Source organism: Achromobacter colocynthidis (assembly GCF_057334535.1).
Genome location: NZ_JBHFIZ010000039.1, coordinates 624,344 through 644,847, shown reverse-complemented (window position 1 = coordinate 644,847; position 20,504 = coordinate 624,344). Strand labels below are relative to the sequence as shown.

General features: G+C 65.4%; 17 protein-coding genes. 3 read left to right on the top strand and 14 right to left on the bottom strand.

Annotation, left to right across the window (positions count from 1 at the left end):
* The 14 genes from ACE04A_RS29290 to ACE04A_RS29225 form a co-directional block, all read right to left on the bottom strand.
* Nucleotides 1-418, bottom strand: a 418-nt coding sequence (locus ACE04A_RS29290) for an acyl-CoA dehydrogenase family protein (RefSeq protein ID WP_485820787.1), incomplete at its 3' end; no start/stop codon positions are given.
* Between the two features lie 2 nt (nt 419-420).
* A complete protein-coding gene (locus tag ACE04A_RS29285) occupies nt 421-1,278 on the bottom strand; it encodes an enoyl-CoA hydratase family protein (protein ID WP_259252940.1) in 858 nt (285 codons plus the stop codon).
* Nucleotides 1,279-1,320: 42 nt separating this feature from the next.
* Nucleotides 1,321-2,112: an SDR family NAD(P)-dependent oxidoreductase gene (locus ACE04A_RS29280; RefSeq protein WP_279995082.1), complete on the bottom strand. Its 792-nt coding sequence runs from the start codon at nt 2,110-2,112 to the stop codon at nt 1,321-1,323.
* On the bottom strand, nt 2,109-4,460 hold the full coding sequence (locus ACE04A_RS29275; RefSeq protein WP_448717047.1) for a bifunctional salicylyl-CoA 5-hydroxylase/oxidoreductase: 2,352 nt from the start codon (nt 4,458-4,460) through the stop codon (nt 2,109-2,111). The genes ACE04A_RS29280 and ACE04A_RS29275 overlap by 4 nt, the downstream gene beginning before the upstream one ends.
* Nucleotides 4,461-5,658: 1,198 nt before the next feature.
* On the bottom strand, nt 5,659-8,232 hold the full coding sequence (locus ACE04A_RS29270; RefSeq protein WP_485820786.1) for a sensor domain-containing protein: 2,574 nt from the start codon (nt 8,230-8,232) through the stop codon (nt 5,659-5,661).
* Between the two features lie 39 nt (nt 8,233-8,271).
* Nucleotides 8,272-9,072: a biofilm regulation diguanylate cyclase SiaD gene (gene siaD / locus ACE04A_RS29265; protein ID WP_448717044.1), complete on the bottom strand. Its 801-nt coding sequence runs from the start codon at nt 9,070-9,072 to the stop codon at nt 8,272-8,274.
* Nucleotides 9,069-9,446: a biofilm regulation phosphoprotein SiaC gene (siaC, locus tag ACE04A_RS29260; RefSeq protein WP_259252936.1), complete on the bottom strand. Its 378-nt coding sequence runs from the start codon at nt 9,444-9,446 to the stop codon at nt 9,069-9,071. The genes siaD and siaC overlap by 4 nt, the downstream gene beginning before the upstream one ends.
* 40 nt (nt 9,447-9,486) lie before the next feature.
* Nucleotides 9,487-10,026 (bottom strand): biofilm regulation protein kinase SiaB, encoded by a 540-nt coding sequence (gene siaB, locus ACE04A_RS29255; RefSeq protein ID WP_050447051.1) that lies wholly within the window; start codon nt 10,024-10,026, stop codon nt 9,487-9,489.
* 23 nt (nt 10,027-10,049) lie between these two features.
* On the bottom strand, nt 10,050-12,038 hold the full coding sequence (gene siaA / locus ACE04A_RS29250; protein WP_279995084.1) for a biofilm regulation protein phosphatase SiaA: 1,989 nt from the start codon (nt 12,036-12,038) through the stop codon (nt 10,050-10,052).
* Between the two features lie 238 nt (nt 12,039-12,276).
* Nucleotides 12,277-12,981 (bottom strand): ABC transporter ATP-binding protein, encoded by a 705-nt coding sequence (locus ACE04A_RS29245; protein WP_100857487.1) that lies wholly within the window; start codon nt 12,979-12,981, stop codon nt 12,277-12,279.
* A complete protein-coding gene (locus ACE04A_RS29240; protein WP_485820785.1) occupies nt 12,981-13,769 on the bottom strand; it encodes an ABC transporter ATP-binding protein in 789 nt (262 codons plus the stop codon). The genes ACE04A_RS29245 and ACE04A_RS29240 overlap by 1 nt, the downstream gene beginning before the upstream one ends.
* Nucleotides 13,766-14,731, bottom strand: coding sequence for a branched-chain amino acid ABC transporter permease (locus tag ACE04A_RS29235; RefSeq protein WP_259252933.1), 966 nt, complete (start codon nt 14,729-14,731; stop codon nt 13,766-13,768). Before ACE04A_RS29235 ends, ACE04A_RS29240 begins: the two co-directional genes overlap by 4 nt.
* Nucleotides 14,731-15,651 carry a branched-chain amino acid ABC transporter permease gene (locus ACE04A_RS29230; RefSeq protein ID WP_050447047.1) on the bottom strand — a complete coding sequence of 307 codons (921 nt, stop codon included), beginning with the start codon at nt 15,649-15,651 and terminating at the stop codon, nt 14,731-14,733. Before ACE04A_RS29230 ends, ACE04A_RS29235 begins: the two co-directional genes overlap by 1 nt.
* Nucleotides 15,652-15,782: 131 nt before the next feature.
* Nucleotides 15,783-16,946 carry an ABC transporter substrate-binding protein gene (locus tag ACE04A_RS29225; protein ID WP_259252932.1) on the bottom strand — a complete coding sequence of 388 codons (1,164 nt, stop codon included), beginning with the start codon at nt 16,944-16,946 and terminating at the stop codon, nt 15,783-15,785.
* A gap of 339 nt (nt 16,947-17,285) precedes the next feature.
* Between ACE04A_RS29225 and ACE04A_RS29220 the strand changes: the two genes are divergently transcribed.
* From ACE04A_RS29220 to argJ, 3 genes are all read left to right on the top strand, one after another.
* Entirely contained in the window at nt 17,286-17,780 is a 495-nt protein-coding gene (locus tag ACE04A_RS29220; protein ID WP_259252931.1) for a MarR family winged helix-turn-helix transcriptional regulator, read from the top strand.
* A 62-nt stretch (nt 17,781-17,842) separates the two neighbouring features.
* The gene (locus ACE04A_RS29215) at nt 17,843-18,883 is read left to right on the top strand and encodes a hypothetical protein (RefSeq protein WP_485820784.1); all 1,041 of its coding nucleotides are present in this window, start codon (nt 17,843-17,845) and stop codon (nt 18,881-18,883) included.
* 111 nt (nt 18,884-18,994) lie between these two features.
* Nucleotides 18,995-20,221 (top strand): bifunctional glutamate N-acetyltransferase/amino-acid acetyltransferase ArgJ, encoded by a 1,227-nt coding sequence (argJ, locus tag ACE04A_RS29210; protein ID WP_485820783.1) that lies wholly within the window; start codon nt 18,995-18,997, stop codon nt 20,219-20,221.
* Nucleotides 20,222-20,504: the final 283 nt, after the last annotated feature.

The following is a 20,504-nucleotide window of genomic DNA, read 5'->3' as shown; positions in this document are numbered from 1 at the left end:
CGTCGGGCTCGGACAGCGCGAAGGCGGCGATGGCTTCACCGCGTGCCACGCGCGGCAGGTAGTGCTGGCGCAGTTCGTCCGACCCCATCAAGGAGATGGCGCCGCTGCCCAGGCCCTGCATGGCGAAAGCGAAGTCCGCCAGCCCTTCGTGACGGGCGAAGGTTTCGCGCAGGATGCAGACGGCGCGGGAATCGACTTCCGGCAAGGCGCCGCCCCAGGCGCCGCCCGGGCCGCCCGCGACCGCATAGCGCAGCCAGCCGGCCTGGCCCATGGCCTTGACCAGTTTCTTGCAGGCCGCGTCGGCGTCGTGATGGTCGACATCACCCAACGAGGCTTCGCACCAGGCGTCGACGTCGTGCGCCAGCTTGCGGTGCGCGTCGTCAAAAAAAGGCCAGTCCAGCCAGCTTGCATCACGCATCATCAGTTCCCCTCGAAGACGGGCTTTTGCTTGGCCACGAAGGCCTCGTAGGCGCGGTGGAAGTCGCGCGTCTGCATGCAGATGGCCTGGGCCTCGGCTTCGGCCTCGATGGCCTCGTCCACACCCATGTTCCATTCCTGGTGCAGCAGCTTCTTGGTGACGCCGTGCGCGAAGGTGGGGCCGGCGGCCAGTTGCGCGGCCAGCTTCTGCGCGGCCTCGGCCAAGGTGGCCGAATCGTGCAGCGCGTTGAAGAAGCCCCAGCTGGCGCCTTCGTCTGCGGTCATGGCGCGGCCGGTGTACAGCAATTCAGAGGCGCGGCCCTGGCCGATCATGCGCGGCAGCAAGGTGCAGGCGCCCATGTCGGCGCCGGCCAAACCCACGCGGGTGAACAGGAAGGCGGTGCGCGCGGCGGGCGTGCCCAGGCGCATGTCGGCGGCCAGCGCCACCATGGCACCCGCGCCCGCGCACACGCCGTCCACCGCCGCCACGATGGGTTGCGGGCAGGCGCGCATGGCCTTGACCAGATCGCCCGTCATGCGGGTGAAGTCCAGCAGTTCGGGCATGCTCATCTTGGTCAGCGGCCCGATGATTTCATGCACATCGCCGCCCGAGCAGAAGTTGCCGCCCGCGCCCGTCACCACCACCACCTTCACGTCGGTGGCATACACCAGCGAGCGGAACAGGTCGCGCAGTTCGGCGTAGGAATCGAACGTCAACGGGTTCTTGCGTTCGGGCCGGTTCAGCGTGACCGTGCCGATCTTGCCGTCGGCCGACACCTCCCACAGGAACGTCTTGGCCTGATAGCCGGCCAGCGGGCGCTTGTGGTGCTTCATGGTGTGCTCTTCGGACTGGGTGCTCATGGTGTCTCCGTTCGTTATCCAGGGGTTGATGGGGCGCCGGGCTTAGCCGGTCATCACTTCGCCGCCGTCCACGGCGATCGCCTGCCCATTGACCGACGCAGAGGCCGGCAGCGCCAGCCAGGCCACGGTCTCGGCCACTTCCTCGGGCTGCACCAGGCGGCCTTGGGGGTTGCGCTCGGCCAGCTTGGCGCGGGCGGCGTCCGGCGTCATGCCGGTCTTTTCCACGATGTTGGCGACCGCGCCGCGCACGATGTCGGTCTCGGTATAGCCGGGGCAGACAGCGTTCACGGTCACGCCCTTTTGCGCGGTTTCCAGCGCCAGCGAACGGGTCAGCCCGATCACGCCATGCTTGGCGGCGCAGTATGCGCTGACATAGCCATAGCCGATCAGGCCGGCGGTGCTGGCCACGTTGATGACGCGGCCCCACTTGGCTTGCAGCATGCCCGGCAGCGCGGCCTGGATGCAGTGAAACGTGCCGGTCAGGTTGACGGCAATCATCTGGTGCCAGAGCGCGGCGTCGGTGCGGTCAAAGCGTTGGCTGACGGCTTGGCCGGCGTTGTTCACCAGCACCAGCACCGGGCCGAATTCGGTTTCGGCCTGGGCAAAGGCGGCACGCACCGAGGCTTCGTCCGCGATGTCGGCGCTAACCGCCTGCACCTGCCCCAGGCTGGCCAGGCTGTCGGCGGCGGCATCCAGCGCCGCGCCGTCTCGGCCCAGCAGCGTGACACGCGCGCCGCGCGCCAGCAGCGCCCGCGCGCTGGCCAGGCCGATGCCGCGCGCGCCGCCCGTCACCAGCGCGTGGCGACCGGCCAAGGGTTGCGCAAGACTCGTCATTTGATGTCCAGTTGCGCCATGGCGGCGGCGCGTTCGAAGTTGGTTTCCAGTTGGCGCTTGCCCGCGAAATACTGGCTGGGCCAGGCGATGTCACGATAGCCCACGCGCGCGGCTTCGCGCAGCGTCCAGGAAGCGTCGGCCAAGTGGGGACGAGCCAGAGCGCACAGGTCGGCACGGCCCGAGGCGATGATGCCGTTGGCGTGGTCGGCTTCGAAGATGGCGCCCACCGCAATGGTGGGGATGCCCGCTTCGTTGCGCACGCGGTCGGCGAACGGAGTCTGGAACATGCGGCCGTAGACGGGCTTTTCTTCCTTGCTGACCTGGCCGGACGAGCAGTCGATCATGTCGGCGCCGGCGGCCTTGAAGTAGCGTGCGATGTCCACCGCGTCATCAGCGGTGATGCCGCCTTCCACCCAGTCGCTGGCGGAAATCCGCACCGACATGGGTTTGTCTTCGGGCCAGACGGCGCGCACGGCCTTGAACACTTCCAGCGGGAAGCGCAGGCGGTTTTCCAGGCTGCCGCCGTATTCGTCGTCACGGTGGTTGGTCAGGGGCGAGATGAAGCTGGACAGCAGGTAGCCGTGGGCGCAGTGCAGTTCCAGCCAGTCAAAACCGGCCTGCTCGGCGCGGCGGGCGGCGGCAACGAAGTTGTCGCGGGCGTCGTCCATGTCGGCACGCGTCATGGCGCGCGGCGTTTGCGACACGCCTTCGATGTACGGCAAGGCAGACGCCGACAGCAGCGGCCAATTGCCTTCGGCCAGGGGGTGATCGATTTTCTGCCAGCCCAGTTGCGTGGAGCCCTTGCGGCCGGCATGGCCCAACTGCACGCCGATGCGGGCGTCGCTATTGCCGTGCACAAAATCCACGATGCGGGCAAACGCCTGCGCCTGTTCGTCGTTCCACAAGCCCGGGCAGCCCGGGGTGATGCGGCCATCCGGCGACACGCAGGTCATTTCCACCATGACCAGGCCGGCGCCGCCCATGGCGCGCGCGCCCAGGTGCACCAGGTGGAAATCGCCCGGCACGCCGTCGGTGCAGGAATACATGGCCATGGGGGACACCAGAATGCGGTTCTTCAACCGCACGCCGCGTACCTGGTACGGTGTCAGCATCGGGATGGCGGGACGCTGGCCGGACGCGGTGGGCGCGCCGGCGCGTTCGGCGATCCAGCGCTCAAAACCTTCCAGCCAGGCCGGGTCGCGCAAGCGCAGGTTTTCGTGCGAGATGCGCTGCGAGCGGGTCAGCAGCGAGTAGGCGAATTGCTCGGGTTCCAGTTCGGCGTATCGCTCGACGTTTTCGAACCACTCGGTGGAGTTGCGGGCGGCGTTCTGGATCTTCAGGACCTCGACGCTACGCACTTCTTCGTAGTGCTTCAGGCCCGCTTCAACGCTGCCTTCGGCGCCGCTCAGGCAGCGCGCAAGTTCGATGGAATCCTCAAGCGCCAATTTGGTGCCGGAGCCGATGGAGAAGTGCGCGGTGTGCGCGGCATCGCCCATCAGCACGACGGGCACGCGGCGCTGGCCGCGCGCCGTGTCCAGCGTGTTCCAGTGCACCCAGGTGTTGCAGATGACGCGCGGGAAACGAATCCAGATGGCGGACCCGCGCAGGTGCGTGGCGTTGCTGATCAGCGCATTGCCGTCCAGCCAGGGCGCGAACAGTTTTTCGCAGTAGGCAATGCCTTCTTCCTGGCTCATCTGCTCGATGCCGGCAGCCTGCCAGGTTTCTTCCGGCGTTTCCACGATGAAGGTGGACATGCCGTCTTCGTAGCGGTAGGCATGCGCCTGGAACCAGCCGTGTTCGGTCTGGACGAAGGCGAAGGTGAAGGCGTCGAACACCTTCTTGGTGCCCAGCCAGACGAAGCGGCAGCGGCGCTGGTCGATGTCGGGGTGGAAGGTGTCGGCGTAGCGAGTGCGGACCTGGCTGTTGATGCCGTCGGAGGCAATGACGAGATCGGCGTCGTATTCCCGAGCGATGGCCTGGTCGTCCTGGACGAAGTTCTCGAACACCAGCTTCACGCCCACGTCTTCGCAACGCGCCTGCAGGATGTTCAACAGCTTCTTGCGGCCAATGCCGATAAAGCCGTGGCCGCTACTGCGGATGCTGCGGCCCTTGAAATGGATGTCGATGTCATCCCAATGGTTGAACGCGTCGCCAATGGTTTGAGCGGAAACGGGGTCTGCCTCGCGCAGGTTCTGCATGGTGGCGTCGGAGAACACCACACCCCATCCAAAAGTGTCATACGGACGATTGCGTTCGATGACGGTGACGTCGTTGGCGGGGTTCTGCAGTTTCATGAGCAGACCGAAATACAGGCCGGCGGGACCACCGCCGATGCAGACTATTTTCATTGCCGTAACGCTCCGAGGTACGCGACAGTCGCTCGCTTATCGGGAGCGGGGCGCCGCGGATATTTAGGTCTGGATAGTTTAGGCTTGAAATATATACCCGAAGCAAGGGGTTCGCAAATGGGGGAAAGCTATTAGGTGGGATTGAAATGGGGGACGCTTTGGTGGCGGGGGAAGAGATGGGTTACGTGCGCTGGGCGCCGAAGTCCGCGGGGCCGCCTTCGCGCACTTCACCCATCCTACGTAGGATGGGTGCGGCGCGCACAGATGAAGAGAAGAACAACGCCCCCCAACGCGCGAACCCATCAGCGGTGCCCCGCCCCAAGACAATGTGTGACGCGGCCAAGTAGGATGGGTGTGGCGCGCACACATGAAGAGAAGAACAACAGCCCCCCAGCGCGCGAACCCATCAGCGGTGCCCCGCCCCAAGACAATGTGTGACGCGGCCAAGTAGGATGGGTGTGGCGCGCACACATGAAGAGAAGAACAACAGCCCCCCAGCGCGCGAACCCATCAGCGGTGCCCCGCCCCAAGACAATGTGTGACGCGGCCAAGTAGGATGGGTGTGGCGCGCACACATGAAGAGAAGAACAACAGCCCCCCAGCGCGCGAACCCATCAGCGGTGCCCCGCCCCAAGACAATGTGTGACGCGGCCAAGTAGGATGGGTGTGGCGCGCACACATGAAGAGAAGAACAACAGCCCCCCAGCGCGCGAACCCATCAGCGGTGCCCCGCCCCAAGACAATGTGTGACGCGGCCAAGTAGGATGGGTGTGGCGCGCACACATGAAGAGAAGAACAACAGCCCCCCAGCGCGCGAACCCATCAGCGGTGCCCCGCCCCAAGACAATGTGTGACGCGGCCAAGTAGGATGGGTGTGGCGCGCACACATGAAGAGAAGAACAACAGCCCCCCAGCGCGCGAACCCATCAGCGGTGCCCCGCCCCAAGACAATGTGTGACGCGGCCAAGTAGGATGGGTGTGGCGCGCACACATGAAGAGAAGAACAACAGCCCCCAGCGCGCGAACCCATCAGCGGTGCCCCGCCCCGAGACAATGTGTGACGCGGCCAGGTAGGATGGGTGTGGCGCGCACACATGCAGAGAAAAACAACGCCCTCCAGCGCGCGAACCCATCAGCAGCGCCCCAACCCAAGGCACCGCGCGAAGGCGCCGCGCAGGATGCGTGCAGCGCATCCCACCTACCTGCCCCGCAGCCACTCCTCCAGTTCCTCCGCCGGCAACGGCGGTGAAAACAAAAACCCCTGTCCTGCCGCGCAGCCCTGCTCGATCAAGAACCTGCGCTGTTCTTCGTTCTCGACCCCTTCGGCCACTACCGGCAGGCTCAGGCTTTCTCCGATCCGGATGACGGCGCTGGTCAGTGCCCGCGCCGCATCGTCGCTTTCCAGGCCCTGCACGAAACTGCGGTCCAGCTTCAACTCATCCACAATCAAGCGCCGCAAGTGGCCCAGGCTGGAATACCCCGTGCCGAAGTCGTCCATCGACAGCCGCACCCCCAGCCGATGCAGCTCGGCAATGGTGCGCAGCGTGCCGGCCGTGGCGTCCAGCACCACGCCTTCGGTAATCTCCAGCATCAAATCCGCCGGTGCCAAGCCGAACTCGGCCAGGGTCGCCGCAATCATCCGCGGCAAGTTCAGATTATGGAAATTCGTCGCCGACAGGTTCACCGACACCGACGGCACCCGCAGGCCGTTGTTGCGCCAGATAGCCAGTTGCGAACACGCTTCGCGCAGCGCCCAGTCGCCCAGGTCGCCGATCAGCCCGCATTCCTCGGCCAGCGGCACGAAGCGCACGGGCGAAATATCGCCCAACGTGGGATGACGCCAGCGGGCCAGCGCCTCGACCCCATACAGGCTGCCGTTCTTCAACCCCACCTGCGGCTGATAGTGCAAGCGCAGCGCCTTGGCTTCCAGCGCATCGCGCAGCGCGGCTTCCAGGGCCAGGCGTTCTTGCGCCTGGCGGTTCATTTCGGCGCTGAAGAACGAGATGCGGTTGCGGCCCGCCGTCTTGGCCTGGTACATGGCCATATCGGCGTGGCGCAGCAAGGTATCCATGTCGCGCCCGTTTTCCGGGAACACGCTGATGCCGATGCTGACCGACGGATTCAGAGTAATACCGCCCACCGTGAACGGCTGCGCCAGCGCCACCAGCACATGTTCGGCGGCCGCGGTCAGGCGGCCGTGTTCGAAGTCCGGCATCAGCATCACGAACTCGTCGCCCGACAAGCGGCCGACGATGTCCGACGCGCGCGCCAGGCGGCGCAGACGTTGCGCCACATCGCGCAGCAGCGCATCGCCCACCGGATGGCCCAGCGTGTCGTTGACCTGCTTGAAACGGTCCAGGTCCAGGAACAGCACCGCCACCCGCTTGCGTTCCGGCTCGGCCCGCGCGATGGCCTGCTCGGCTTGCGCCAGCAGCAGGTTGCGGTTGGGCAGGCCGGTCAGCTCGTCGTAGAACGCCAGTTGCCGGATGCGGGCGCGCGCTTCTTCGCGTTCCAGCGCCAGCGCGCACAGGTAGACGCACACGTCGACCAGGCGATGATGGAAATCATCAGGCAGGCGGCGTTCGCGGAAATAGAAACCGAAGGTGCCGATCACCCTGCCATCGCTGGACTTGATGGGCGATGACCAGCACGCCTTGATGTCGTCCGGCAAGGGCAGATGGCGGTAATCGTCCCACAGCGGGTCGGTGGCGATGTCCGGCACGATGACCGGGCGGCCCAGAAAGGCCGACGTGCCGCAGGCGCCCACTTGCGGCCCGATCTTCACGCCGTCCAGCGCGTTTGAATAGGCCTCCGGCATGCTGGGCGCGGCCAGCGGCCGCAGATGGCCGGTATCGTCCACGCGCAAGACCGTGGCGGCCACTTCGGGCGCCAGGCGCTCGACCTCGCGGCACACCATGTTCATCACTTCAACCACCGACGCCTCGTTGACCATGGCCTGCAACACGCGCCGTTGCAATACCTCGTGCACCTTGGTGGGCGTGATGTCGGTCAGCACGTCGACGATATTGACCAGCGTACCCCGGTCATCGAAGACGGAATTGGCCATGACCGACACCCACAGCGGCTTGCCGCAGCGGTCATAGACCAGCACGTCCTTGTGGAAGCCTTCGCGGCAGGCGATGCGGCGGTCCAGCTCTTCGCGGGTGCCGCCATCGGGGCGGCCGCCGGCCAGCAGTTCACCCAGCTCCTGCTGTAGCGCGTCGCCGCGCGCAAAGCCCAGCATGCGTTGAAACCCATCATTCACATAGACGATGCGGCCGTCCGAGCCGGATACCGCGACCGCGTTGCCGGTTTCGTTGATGCCCAGCAGCAACAGGCGGATTTCTTCCTGGCGTTCGGCGTCGGCGATGGATTTGCGCGACACGACCGACACGCGGGCGGTCAGGCCGTCGTCGCCCGGCAATGGCAGATAGGTGGCTTCGATCCACAAACTGCCGCCGTCTTTCATGCGGTAGCGGCAGGTGCCAGAAAAGTGTTCGCCCCGACGCAGCCGGGCCCACACCTGCTCGCCGCTGGCGATGCCCTTGCCTTCGTCCACGCTGTCGCACAGCATGTCGTGGCGCAGCAGCAAGGCCTCGTCAAGGGTGTATCCCACGGCCGCCAGGAAATTGGCGTTGGCGTTCAGCAGCGCGCCGTTCGTGTCGAAATCGAACAGCAACAGCGCCCGGTCCATCGACGCCAGATAATTGTCGCCATGCCACGCGGCGCCCTGGGGGCCCGCGCTTGAAACGCTTGCTTGAGTGTCAAGCATAAGGGGCTCCATACCGGAATACAGCGGTTCCGGTTTCATTCAGCGCTTTGGAAAACCAAGGGCGACGCGGTCGCGTCCGTCCTGCTTGGCCAGATACAGCGCCTGGTCCGCGCGGCTCAGCGTCTCCGAGAAGGTTTCTCCCAACTGGTGATGCGCCATGCCGATGCTTACCGTCAGCCTCAATACGTCGTTTTCTCCTGCCGCCACCACCAGTCCGCGCACCGCGCCGACCAGCCGGTCCATGACGCCCTGGGCGGCTTCGGGTTGGGTGTTGGGCAGCATCACCAGGAATTCCTCGCCGCCCCAACGGCCGCACATATCGTATTCACGCAGGCTTTCGCCCAGCACGCCCGCCAGTTCGACCAGGGCGCGGTCGCCCGTTTCGTGGCCGTAACGGTCGTTGACCGCCTTGAAGTGGTCCACGTCCAGCATGGCCACTGCAAAGCTCTCTCCGCTGCGCGCGGCGCGCTCGACTTCCCGCTTGATCATGTCCATCAAGGCGCGCCGGTTGAGCAGGCCGGTCAGCGGGTCGCGGCTGGACGTTTCCGCAAGCGCCGTGTTCAGGTCGCGCATCATGTTCTGGTAGTGATCGGATATGCGCGCAATGCGCGTCAAGCGCCGCAATTGGCGGTCGAACTGGTCGCATAGCCCCAGCTCTCGCTCGTGCGCCATGGACTGATAGGCGTCCGACAACTGGGTCACGCGCTCGATCCGCGCCATCTGGTCCGCCGTATGCCGCCACAGCGCCTCCAGCGCTTCGCGCAGCGGGTGTCCGGCATGGGTGGGATCAGCCAGCAATTCGGCGATGCGGCGATCCAGTTCGGCGGCGCCCGGCTTCATTCGCGGCCAACCACCGAGAACGGAAAGGTGCAGTCTTCCTTGAATTCCTCGGCCAGCTCGCCGACGCGTTCGTTGCGCTTGTCGTAGAACCAGGTGACGCTGACTTCGCGGCCCTTGCAATGGGCGGCTTCGAGCAGGTCGAAGATGTCCATGACGGACTTGATGCTGCTGGTGTTGAGGTACAGCAGTTCCAGTTCCAGGTTCAGCGGGGCGGCCGTGTTCAGCAGATAGGCTTCGACCCATTCGATCACCGGACCGAACAGTTCAAAGGAATTCTCGGGATAGGAGTCGCCGCGCATCGCCAGCACGCCGGCGGCGGCGTCGGCGGTGATGGCGGGCGTGGACTGCGTCCCGGGAATGTTCAGGTCTTTCATCAGATACTCCGAAAATGATTCTTTGATGCGCGCGGAGCCTTCAAATCACGACGCTCAGGCTGAAGAACGCCTTGCCTTCGTGCGCGGTGGGCGTCAGGCTGGCTTCCAGCGGAGCGCCGGCGCGCCGCGCGATATCGATCAAGCCCAAGCCCGCGCCCGACGCAACGCCCTGGGCACGCGGCTTGTGCAACTGTGTCTTGTATTCGGCCTTCAACGCCGCCTTGTCCAGCGCGGCCAGTTCGCGGATGCGGGCGACCAGAGCGTGGCCGTCGTCGGACTTGACCAGGTTGCCCGCCGACACCACGTAGCGGCTTTCGTCGCGGCGGCCGATGACGACCGTGGCGCTGGCCTCGGCATCGCCATTGGCGGCGGCGTACTGGCGGATGTTCTGGATCATTTCGATATAGACCGAAAAGACGTCCATGGCTTCCGCCGGGCGCGCATGTTCCGCATTCAGGTAATTCTTGAGCGCGTTGCCGATTTCTTCGATCAGGCTGCGGGAGATCGGCCCGTTAAAGCAGAGCAGGGTCCGGTTCTGGTTGAACCGTTCACCCAGCGCGTAGAGATCGGAGGCATTCATAGGGGTTACCGCCCTGATAACGATTATTCGAAACGGAAAGACAACAGGGTGATGTCGTCACGTTGCGGACGGCCACCCTGGTATTCGGCCAGCGCCTGCGAAAACGCGGCGGCCTGTTCAGTTAACGGCCGGCGCGCGTGTCTCTTGAGCATTTCCGCAAAACGGGTGTTGCCAAAGCCAAAGCCGTGCTCGCCGCCCGCCTGGTCCAGGAAGCCGTCTGTGGCCAGGTAGTACGTCCAGCCGGCCTCCAATTGCACGTCGATGTTTTCATAGCGGCCAACCCGCTTGTCGCCCAGCGCGCGCTTGCCGCCGGGCACTTCACGCAAGGTCTCGCCATCGCTGGCGTACAGGCTGATCTTGGCGCCCGCATAGCGCAGGCGCCCGGATTGGCGGTCAATATATACCAGGCCCGCATCGGTATTGGTGGCCAGCGCGCGCGGCAATTGCGCATCCGCAAGCATGGCGCGGATGGCGCCGTCGGTGCGGGTCAGGACGCCGGCGGGGTCGGCGGGGCCGACCTCGGTGATCGCCAGGTCAATGGCGGCGCGCGCCAGCATGGTCATCAGCGCGCCGGGCACCCCATGGCCCGCGCAGTCCATGATGCCCAGCAGGCAGTTGGCGCCGTCGGAGCGGAACACGTAGAAGTCGCCGCCCACCACATCGCGCGGCTTCCACAGCACGAAATGGTGCGCACCCAGCGACTGCGTCAGTTGGCGGTCGGGCAGGATGGCGCGCTGGATCAGGCTGGCGTAGTCGATGGAGTCGCCAATTTTCTTGTGCGCGGCGGCCATGGCGCGGTTGGCGTCTTCCAGTGCCGAGGTGCGTTCGCGCACCTTGGTTTCCAGTTCGGCCGTGTGCTGGCGGACCTTGTCGGCCATGACGCCAAAGGCGCGGCTCAAGTCACCGATTTCGTCCTGGCCGCCCGGCGGCAGGCGCACGTCGTAACTGCCATCGGCAATGGCGCGGGCCGATTGCTGCAAGCGGCGCAAGGGACGCAGCATCAAGCGCTCGATGGCAAAACCAAAGCACAGCAGCATGGCGGCAAACAGCACCACCAGGCCGATGGCGGCCGGCCACAGCCAGTCGGTGTCCAGCACGCGCGCGGCGCCCAGGTCCACCACCGTCAGCACGTGCCAGTGCAGCTCGGGCATATACGCCACCGACACCAGTTGGCGCGTGCCGTCCATGCTGACCCACGCCGTCTGCACCGATTGCGGATCGGCCTGCGCCGCGTGCATGGCCGAGCGCAGTTCGTCCTGCCCCGGCCCCGCGTCCAACAGGTTGAACACGCGCCCGCGATCGGCGGCGCCGCCCCCCGCGCCGGAGTTATAGGCGATCAGCGAGGCGTCCATGTGCGCCTGGATCGCGCCGTCTTCGTCCACGATGATGGGAGTGACGCCGGGCTGGCCGCTGTTGACGAATTCCCGCAGGAAGCCGCCCACGTCCAAACCCGCGCCGGTCAGCCCCACGACCTTGTTGCCGTCGCGCACCTGGACGTTGATCCACACTTTGGTGGTTTTCAGCTTCAGGTCGGGGTTGACGTTGATGTTGTATTTGGCCGGCGATTTCAGCGACGCGTAGAACCACCCGTCGTCGGCCGCGCTGGGGCTGAGCGTATAGCGCGGCGCTTCAGACAGCGGCTTGTCGTCGTTGAAGTAGTAGTTGCCGGTGGCGGCGCTGGCGATGAAGTAGGCGCGTCCTAGCAAATCGCGCCGGTAGCCATCCGCTTCTCGAAAGAACAATTCGCGCGCGGCCGGATCGCTTTCATCACGCAGCCAGCGGCGAGTGACTTCGCTGTCGGCCAGGCGCAAGGACAAGGCCAGTTCACGGGAAACCGGCGCCAGGATGCGTTGCCGGTTCAATTGCGTGAAGTTGTCGGCGAAGGCGCGTCCGAAGTGGTCCCTGACCCCATCCAGCACCAACCAACCGATTACCGCCGCGGGCGCCAGGGCGACCACGCACGCCAACAACAGCGCCATCAATGATTTTTTGCGCAAACCCCATTTCGCCATGCGAAGTCTTCCTGACAGCTTGATAAGACGTACTTGCGTAACGTGCGTGCCCACTCGGTAGGCTCGCGAAGGGCCTGGCGGGACAAGTGTAGAGAACAGCCGGGGCAATTGAAACAGGTGCAAACATCAGGATTCGATCCAGACACCTTGTGTTTCAGCCCAGCAATGAAAATGGCGGTTTATTGCGATTTATATCTAATTTTTCTTTCGCTCACCCGCGCATTGTGCAGCTTTATTACTACACGCCCAGATAGCGTTCCCATAGGCCGCGGTCCGCATCCAGCGCTTTGGAATCGCCCGTCCAGACGACCTTGCCGCGTTCCAGGATGACGTGCTGGTCGGCCAGGCTCAGCAATCTTTCAACATATTTGTCGATGACCAGGATGGTCTGGCCCGCTTGGCGCAGGCGCGCCAGGCACATCCAGATTTCTTCGCGGATCTTGGGCGCCAGGCCTTCCGTGGCTTCGTCCAGGATCAGCAGGCGCGGGTTGGTGACCAGGGCGCGGCCGATGGCCAGCATCTGCTGCTCGCCGCCCGACAACTGGTTACCCATGTTGCGGGCGCGTTCGCGCAGGCGTGGAAACAGCTCGAACACGCGGTCCGGCGTCCAGGGTTCACCGATGCCGGGGTTGCGCGAAGCCGTGAACGCGGTCAGATGTTCGCGCACTGTCAGGTTGGGAAAGCACTGCCGCCCCTCGGGCACGATGGCCACGCCGGCGCGCGCGATGCGATCGGAGCTCCAGCCGCTGATGTCCTGGCCCGCGAAATGGATCTTGCCGCCACGCAGCGGCAATTGGCCAAACAGCGTGCGCAGCAACGTGGTCTTGCCCATGCCGTTCCTGCCCAGCAAGGTCACCACCTGGCCGGCGCCAATCTGCAAGTCCACGCCAAACAGCACCTGGCTGGCGCCGTAACCGCTTTGGGCGGATTCGATGGTGAGCATCATGCGGTCTCCTCGTCGCCCAGATAGGCTTGCCGCACTTCCGGATTGGCGCGGATTTCGTCGGGGGTGCCGGTGGCGATGACGCGTCCATACACCAGCACCGACAGACGGTCGGCCAGGCGGAACACCGCCTGCATGTCGTGTTCAACCAGCAGCATGGCGGCGCGGCCCCGCAGGGATTCGATCAATTCGGTCAGGCGCACGGTTTCGTCCGGCCCCATGCCGGCCATGGGCTCGTCCAGCAACAGCACGCTGGGGCGCGCGGCCAAGGCCCGCGCGAACTCCACCTTGCGCTGCTCGCCGTGCGGCAGCGTGCCGGCCGGGCGTTCCAGCAGGCTGGCGTCGATGGCGCATTCCCGCGCCAGCTCGCGCGCCTGTTCGTACAGCGCGGTCTGGGCCGTGCGCGGCGACCAAAAGCGGAAGCTGCTGCCCGCGTGCGCCTGCACCGCCAGCACCAGGTTGTCCAACACGGTGGACTGCTTGAAGATGTTGGTGATCTGGTAGGACCGCGACAGCCCGGCCGCCACGCGCTGGTGCGCGTTCATGCTGGTGACGTCGCGCCCACCCACGGTCAGCGTGCCGGAATCCGCCGCCAGCGTGCCCGACAGCAGATGGATCAGCGTGGACTTGCCCGCGCCGTTGGGGCCGATCAGCGCGTGGATTTCGCCCGGGTTCAGGGATAGCGACACGTTGTCGGTGGCGACCAGGGCGCCAAAGCGGCGCACCAGGCCGGTGGCCTGCAAAGCCGGCACGCCCGAGTTGTTGTTGGTGTTGGATGCCAAGCTCATGATCCCACCTTGCCGGATTGGGCCGCGGCGCGTCCGCCGAACATCGGGCCGAACAGGCCGACCAGACCGCGCGGCGCGCCAAACACCACACACAGCAGCAGCACGCCCAGGGGCAGGTGCCAGTATTCGGTCCACAGGCGCAGCACTTCTTCCAGCGTCAGCATCACCACCGCGCCGGCTACACCGCCCCAGCGCAGGCCGATGCCGCCCACCAGCACCATGATCAGCAGGTTGGCCGACTGGGTCCATTGCATCAGGTTGGGCGAGATGAACAGGTTGTGGTTGGCCAGCAGCGCGCCCGCCAGGCCCGCCGCCGCACCGCTCAGCGTGAAGGCCACGAGCTTGATGCGGTAGACCGGATAGCCCATGGCTTCCATGCGCGATTCGTTTTCACGAATGCCCTGCAAGGCGGTGCCAAAGCGCGAAGACACCACGCGGCTGAACACCCACATCAACACCGCGAACAGCGCCAGCACCAGGTAGTAGAAGCTGACGTCGTTGGCCAGGTCGATGCCCGGCAGCGTGGAATAGCCGGGCAGGTTCAGCCCGTCTTCCCCGCCGTACTGGCGCAGCGAAATGAAGATGTAGTAGAGCATCTGCGCGAACGCCAGCGTGATCATGATGAAGTACACGCCACGGGTGCGCAGCGAGATCGCGCCGGTGATTGCCGCCAGCACGCCCGCCAGCACCATGGCCACCGGCCAGACGATCAGCGCCGACGTGACGCCCGACATGGCCAGGATGCCGACGGCGTAGGCGCCCGCGCCGAAGAAGGCCGCGTGCCCCAGCGCCACCATGCCGCCATAGCCCAGAATCAGGTTCAAGCTGGTTGCGGCCAGCGCGTAGATCAGCACGCGGCGTACGAAGGATATGTAGAAGTCCAGGCCCAGCGCCGGAGCCACCAGCGGGAATGCCGCCAGCGCCAGCAGCAGAAGAACGGTCCAGATTGTGCTTTTCATCATCAACCCCGCGCCGGAAACAGGCCAGAGGGCCGGAACACCAGCACAGCCGCCATCAATACGTAAATGGCGATGGCGGCCAGCGTCGGGCCGACGCTGGAGGCCACGGCCGGCGAAAAGATCTGGCGCAGCAGCATGGGCAGGAAGGCCCGCCCCGCCGTGTCCACCATGCCCACCAGCAAGGCGCCCACAAAGGCGCCACGAATGGACCCGATGCCGCCGATGACGATGCACACCAGCACCAGGATCAGGATGTCTTCGCCCATGCCCAACTGCACGGCGGTGATCGGCCCCAGCAGCGCCCCGGCCACGGCGGCCAGCATCGCGCCCAGCACGAACACGCCCAGGAACAGCAGCGGCACGCGCACGCCCATCAGCGTGGCCATCTGCCGATTGGACGCCCCGGCCCGCACCAGCACGCCGGCACGGGTGCGCGTCACGAACCAGTACAGGCCCGCGGCGGCGGCAACGCCGAACACAATGATCATCAAGCGGTAGGCGGGATACAGCAGGTCGGGCATCAAGCGCACGGGACCTGACAGCATGGCCGGCATGTTCAGCATGACGGGGGCAGGCCCCCAGATCATCTTGACCAGGTCATTGGCGATAAGAATGACGGCGTAGGTGCCCAGCACCTGAGCCAGGTGGTCGCGCAGCGCCAGGCGGCGGATCAGCGTCAGTTCCAGCACCACGCCGACCAGGCCGGTGGCGACGGCCGCCACCAGGACGGCGGCGGTGAATGAACCTGTGCGCTGCATGGTTTCGGCGGCGACATAGGCGCCGGCCATGTAGAGCGAGCCGTGAGCCAGATTCATGATGTCCATGATGCCGAAAACCAGGGTCAGCCCGGCCGCGATCAAAAACAACATCAACCCAAACTGCAGACCGTTCAGCAATTGCTCGACGATCAGCGTAAACGTCATGAACACTTCCCCCTGCCGCGAACCTTGATGGCGGTGCGCGTGCGATTCGAACCTACATTGGACGGCGGCACGCGCCGGCCGCGTCCGGCATTGCCGGAAACCGCGGCGAGCGTGTGCTTGGGCGTCTTACCTCAGAGCTTGCACTCGCCGACGTAGACGTCCTGGTACTTGTCGAACACCTTGCCCACCAGCTTGTTGGTGATGCGGCCGCTGCCGTCCTTGTCGACGACGCGCAGGTAGTAAGCCTGGATCGGATAGTGGTTCTTGCCGTAGGTGAACTTGCCGCGCACCGAGGGGTAGTCGGCCTTTTCCAGCGCGGCGACGACGGCCGCGCGGTCCGAGGCCTTGCCGCCGGCCTGCTTGACGGCGGCATCCATGGCCATGATGACGTCATAGGCCTGGGCGGCGTACACCGACGGGTAGCGGCCGTTGTATTCCTTGCGGAAGGCGTCCACGAACGTCTTGTTCTGCGGCACGTCCAGGTCATGCGCCCACTGCGCGGTGTTGTACATGCCCAGCATGGGTTCGCCCACGGCCTGGATCACGTCTTCGTCGGCCGAGAAGCCCGGGCCGATCAGCTTGACGCTTTGCGACAGGCCCGCCGACACGAACTGCTTGACGAAGTTGATGCCCATGCCGCCCGGCAGGAAGATGTAGACCGCGTCCGGCTTGGCCGCGCGGATCTGCGCGATTTCGGCGGCGTAGTCGATCTGGCCCAGCTTGGTGTAGACCTCGTCGCCCGGGGCGATCTTGTAGCCACGCTTAAAGCCCGTCAGCGCGTCCTTGCCGGCCGGGTAGTCGGGCGCCATGATGAACATCTTCTTGAAGCCGCGATCGGCGGCAACCTTGCCGGCCGCTTCGTGGAAGGCGTCGTTCTGGTAGGACGTGCCGAACCAGTAGTTGTTGCACTGGGCGCCGGCGAACTGGCTGGGGCCCGGGTTGTTCGACAGGTACGGAATCTTGGCGGCGAACAGCGCGGGGCCGACGGCCAGCGCCACGTTGGAACCAATCGGGCCCGTGAAGAAGTCGATTTTTTCGCGCTGGATGTAGCGCGTGACCAATTGGCGGGCCTGGTCCGGATTGCCGCCCATGTCGGTCTGCACGAATTCGGCGGGCTGACCGCCCAGCTTGCTGCCCAGTTGCTTGATGGCCAGGTTGAAGCCGTCGCGGGCTTCGGCGCCCAGCGCCGAGAACGGGCCGGAGATGTCGTTGGCGATGCCGACCTTGACGGCGTCAGCCATGGCTACGGCCGGCACCAGTGCGGCGGCGGCGATAAGGGAAGTGATCAAACGCATGGTGGTGTGCTCCGTGCGCGAGCCCGCGCAGAGGGTGTTCTTATTGAGGGTGCGATTCGAATGACTTCTTTGCGCGGCCTGCCGGCGCCAATGCGCCGCCGTCAAACACGTGCTTGCAAGCCTGCGCTTGCCACACCACCATCCCCCTTGTGCTGCACAGGGAAAGCTGGCGCGGTTCATAGTTTAGGTTTAAAGTATTCTTCAAAACAAGACTAGGGTTTTTACCAGCCCTGGGTTTACACCAGCCCTTCCATCAACGATGACCGTATCGACGAAACGCTGGGTACGACGCTCGCGCGACAGTACCCGACATCTCGCCGAACCTCAAGAAAACCGCCGATGACTGACGCTCCTGATCTCGAATCCCGCGCCGCGCCCGACGACCACCACGCGCTGCGGCTGTGGCTGCGCATGCTCACCTGCGCCAACCTCATCGAAGGCGAAATCCGCAGCCGCCTGCGCAATGAATTCGACACCACCCTGCCCCGCTTCGACCTGATGGCGCAACTGCAACGCGCGCCCAAGGGCATGAAGATGGGCGAATTGTCGCGCCACATGATGGTCACCAACGGCAATATCACCGGCATTACCGACCAGCTTGAAAAAGAAGGGCTGGTGGTGCGCACCAAGGTCGAGTCCGACCGCCGTAGTTCACTGATCAAGCTGACGCCGCAGGGCAAGAAGAGCTTTGCCCGCATGGCCCGCGCGCACGAAGCCTGGGTCAAGTCCATGTTTGGCGAACTGCCCGAGTCCACCCGCAATGCGCTGTTCCAGGCGCTGGGCGAACTCAAGCTGCAAGTGGTGGCCACCCGCTCGGAATCCGCCAAGGGCTGACCCCGCCGCCGCCTTGCCGCCAGGGCTGAAAACCGCATCCGGATTGGCGCATAATTGCCGCCATGATTCCGGTTTCTCTTCCTGGCGGTAACTTCTACGTGCTGATGGTGGCCTCGCTGGCCTGCCTGGCCACCTTGCTGACCTGGCTGGCCGTGCTGGCCACCACGCCCAGCGCGCGGCTTTGGCTGGGCGCCCACCGGCGCGCTGGCACCATCTTGATGACCATCCTGGCGCTGGTGGGCGCCATCTTTCCGTATCAGCAGCTAAGTGTGTGGTTCGCCGCCCAGCGTGATGCCCAGGCCGACGCCGGCCGCAAGACGACGCTGACGCAGCCCACCCGGCTGGCCGGTGTCGACATGCCCGCCGGCACCGTGCTCAGCCTGACGCACGCGGGCGACCTGGCTTCGTTCGACCGCGCGGTATTTCCCGACACACAGCCCGCCGCCATCCAGGGCCTTGCCGCCACCCGCTTGTTCCGCTACGCCGCCACCCCCAAGCAGCCCGAAACCCTGTCCGTGGAAATTGCCCGCGACCAGGCGCAGGAAGGATGGTTGTGCGCCCACGGGCATCGGCTTGAATTTGTGTTGCAGGGCGGCCAGGCGCGGTTTGCCAGTTGCCACCTGGCCGTGGGCAACACGCTGGACCAGCAAGCGGTGCCGCCCGGCGCCTGGCTGAAGGTGGACGAAGCCGCGCGCGGCACGGCGCCGGAAGCCAACGCCGGCGCGCCGCGCTGGCTGCTGCGCACCGAAGGCAGCGACGCGATGGACCTGCGCAAACTGCCCTTGCTGAAGGTGGACATGCGGCTGGACGGCCAACGCCGCCTGCTGGATTTCGAAGGCCTGCTGGCCCGCGACACCACGCTGGGCGCCATGACCTACCCGCCCGGCACCCGCGTGCTGACCGCCAACCCCCGCCTGCCCGGCGCGCAACCTGGCGACCTGCTGTTTTCGCCTTCGCGCGGCCGCTCGGCGCGGCGCGACGGCGGCGAAGACGTGGCGGCCGGCAGTTCGGTGCTGCAAGCGCCGGATGGCACGGTGCGCAGCGTGCTCAGCAACCGCGAGGCCGGGGTGCTGGACGTGGCCGCGATGCGCATGCCCCCCTGAGCCGTCCCCCTGACAAACCCCTGCCGCAAAGCGGTGGGATAATACGAACCTTTCCCCCGCACGCCGCCTAGCCTGGCGGCGATTTTGTCCTGCCTACCAAGAGACGAAGTCATGGCCGTTAATTTGCAGATCCCCTCCGAGTCCGAAATTTTTCCTGTTGCCGGCGTTGAAATCGGCGTCACCGAGGCCGGCATCCGCAAAGCCAACCGACGTGACCTGACCGTGTTCCGCCTGGCCGAAGGCACCAGCGTGGCGGGTGTGTTCACCCGCAACCGCTTCTGCGCCGCGCCGGTGCAGGTCTGCCAGGCTCACCTGGCCGCCGGCGGCCCGATCAGCGCGCTGGTCATCAACACCGGCAACGCCAACGCGGGCACGGGTGAAGAAGGCCTGAAGAAAGCACGCGACACCTGCGACGCGCTGGGCAAATTGCTGGGCGTGCCCGCCTCGCAGATCCTGCCGTTTTCCACCGGCGTCATTCTTGAGCCGCTGCCGCTGGACCGCCTGGTCGCCGGCCTGCCGGGCGCCATCGCCAACCTGGCGGCCGACCACTGGTCCAGCGCCGCCCACGGCATCATGACGACGGACACGCTGCCCAAGATCTCGTCGGCCAAGGTGCAGATCGACGGCAAGACCGTTACCTTCACCGGGATCAGCAAGGGCGCGGGCATGATCCGCCCCAACATGGCCACGATGCTCAGCTTTTTGGCCACCGATGCCGGCATCGCCCAGCCGCTGTTGAAGAAGCTGGCGGTGGAAATCGCCGATGCTTCGTTCAACCGCATCACGGTTGACGGCGACACGTCCACGAACGATTCCTTCATCATCGCCGCGACTGGCAAGTCGGGCGTGAACGTCAGCAGCGAGTCCGACGCCGCCTACGCCGCCGTGCGCGAGGCGCTGACTGCGGCCGCGCTGGAATTGGCCACGAAGATCGTGCGCGACGCCGAAGGCGCCACCAAGTTCATGACCATCCGCGTGGAAGAAGCCGGCACCACGGAAGAAGCGCTGAAGGTGGCGTATGCCGTGGCGCATTCGCCGCTGGTCAAGACCGCGTTCTTTGCCTCGGACCCCAACCTGGGCCGCATCCTGGCGGCGGTGGGCTACGCGGGAATCGACGATCTGGACGTGTCGAACATTCGCCTGTGGCTGGACGATGTGCTGGTGGCGAAAGACGGCGGCCGCAACCCGGATTACCAGGAAGCCGACGGCCAGCGCGTGATGAAGCAGGCCGAGATCCAGGTGCGCATCGCGCTGGGCCGCGGCAAGGTGGCGGACACGGTGTACACCTGCGATTTCTCGCATGAGTACGTGTCGATCAACGCGGATTACCGTTCGTAAATTGATGGGGCGCGAGGCATTTATTTGGTGAGATGCCCGCGGTGTAGGTTGATGGTTGCCTGCGGTGTAGGTTGATGGTTGCCTGCGGTGTAGGTTGATGGTTGCGCACGGTGTAGGTTGATGGGTTGCGCGCGATCTTAGGCGGTGTTCTTCTTGAAGCTATCGCGCGCTTCACCCATCCTACGCCGGGATGAGCGTCGTACGCCGGGATGACCGTCGTACGCCGGGACGACCGTCATACGCCGGGACGACCGTCGTACGCCGGGACGACCGTCGTACGCCG

Bases quoted from the DNA above. Each gene is read 5' to 3' on its own strand.
- ACE04A_RS29270 (WP_485820786.1), bottom strand. From the start codon at position 8,232: ATGCTTGACACTCAAGCAAGCGTTTCAAGCGCGGGCCCCCAGGGCGCC.
- ACE04A_RS29275 (WP_448717047.1), bottom strand. From the start codon at position 4,460: ATGAAAATAGTCTGCATCGGCGGTGGTCCCGCCGGCCTGTATTTCGGT.
- siaD (WP_448717044.1), bottom strand. From the start codon at position 9,072: ATGAAGCCGGGCGCCGCCGAACTGGATCGCCGCATCGCCGAATTGCTG.
- ACE04A_RS29285 (WP_259252940.1), bottom strand. From the start codon at position 1,278: ATGAGCACCCAGTCCGAAGAGCACACCATGAAGCACCACAAGCGCCCG.
- ACE04A_RS29245 (WP_100857487.1), bottom strand. From the start codon at position 12,981: ATGCTCACCATCGAATCCGCCCAAAGCGGTTACGGCGCCAGCCAGGTG.
- ACE04A_RS29225 (WP_259252932.1), bottom strand. From the start codon at position 16,946: ATGCGTTTGATCACTTCCCTTATCGCCGCCGCCGCACTGGTGCCGGCC.
- ACE04A_RS29220 (WP_259252931.1), top strand. From the start codon at position 17,286: ATGACTGACGCTCCTGATCTCGAATCCCGCGCCGCGCCCGACGACCAC.
- ACE04A_RS29240 (WP_485820785.1), bottom strand. From the start codon at position 13,769: ATGAGCTTGGCATCCAACACCAACAACAACTCGGGCGTGCCGGCTTTG.
- ACE04A_RS29215 (WP_485820784.1), top strand. From the start codon at position 17,843: ATGATTCCGGTTTCTCTTCCTGGCGGTAACTTCTACGTGCTGATGGTG.
- ACE04A_RS29280 (WP_279995082.1), bottom strand. From the start codon at position 2,112: ATGACGAGTCTTGCGCAACCCTTGGCCGGTCGCCACGCGCTGGTGACG.
- ACE04A_RS29230 (WP_050447047.1), bottom strand. From the start codon at position 15,651: ATGACGTTTACGCTGATCGTCGAGCAATTGCTGAACGGTCTGCAGTTT.
- argJ (WP_485820783.1), top strand. From the start codon at position 18,995: ATGGCCGTTAATTTGCAGATCCCCTCCGAGTCCGAAATTTTTCCTGTT.
- ACE04A_RS29235 (WP_259252933.1), bottom strand. From the start codon at position 14,731: ATGATGAAAAGCACAATCTGGACCGTTCTTCTGCTGCTGGCGCTGGCG.
- siaA (WP_279995084.1), bottom strand. From the start codon at position 12,038: ATGGCGAAATGGGGTTTGCGCAAAAAATCATTGATGGCGCTGTTGTTG.
- siaC (WP_259252936.1), bottom strand. From the start codon at position 9,446: ATGAAAGACCTGAACATTCCCGGGACGCAGTCCACGCCCGCCATCACC.
- siaB (WP_050447051.1), bottom strand. From the start codon at position 10,026: ATGAATGCCTCCGATCTCTACGCGCTGGGTGAACGGTTCAACCAGAAC.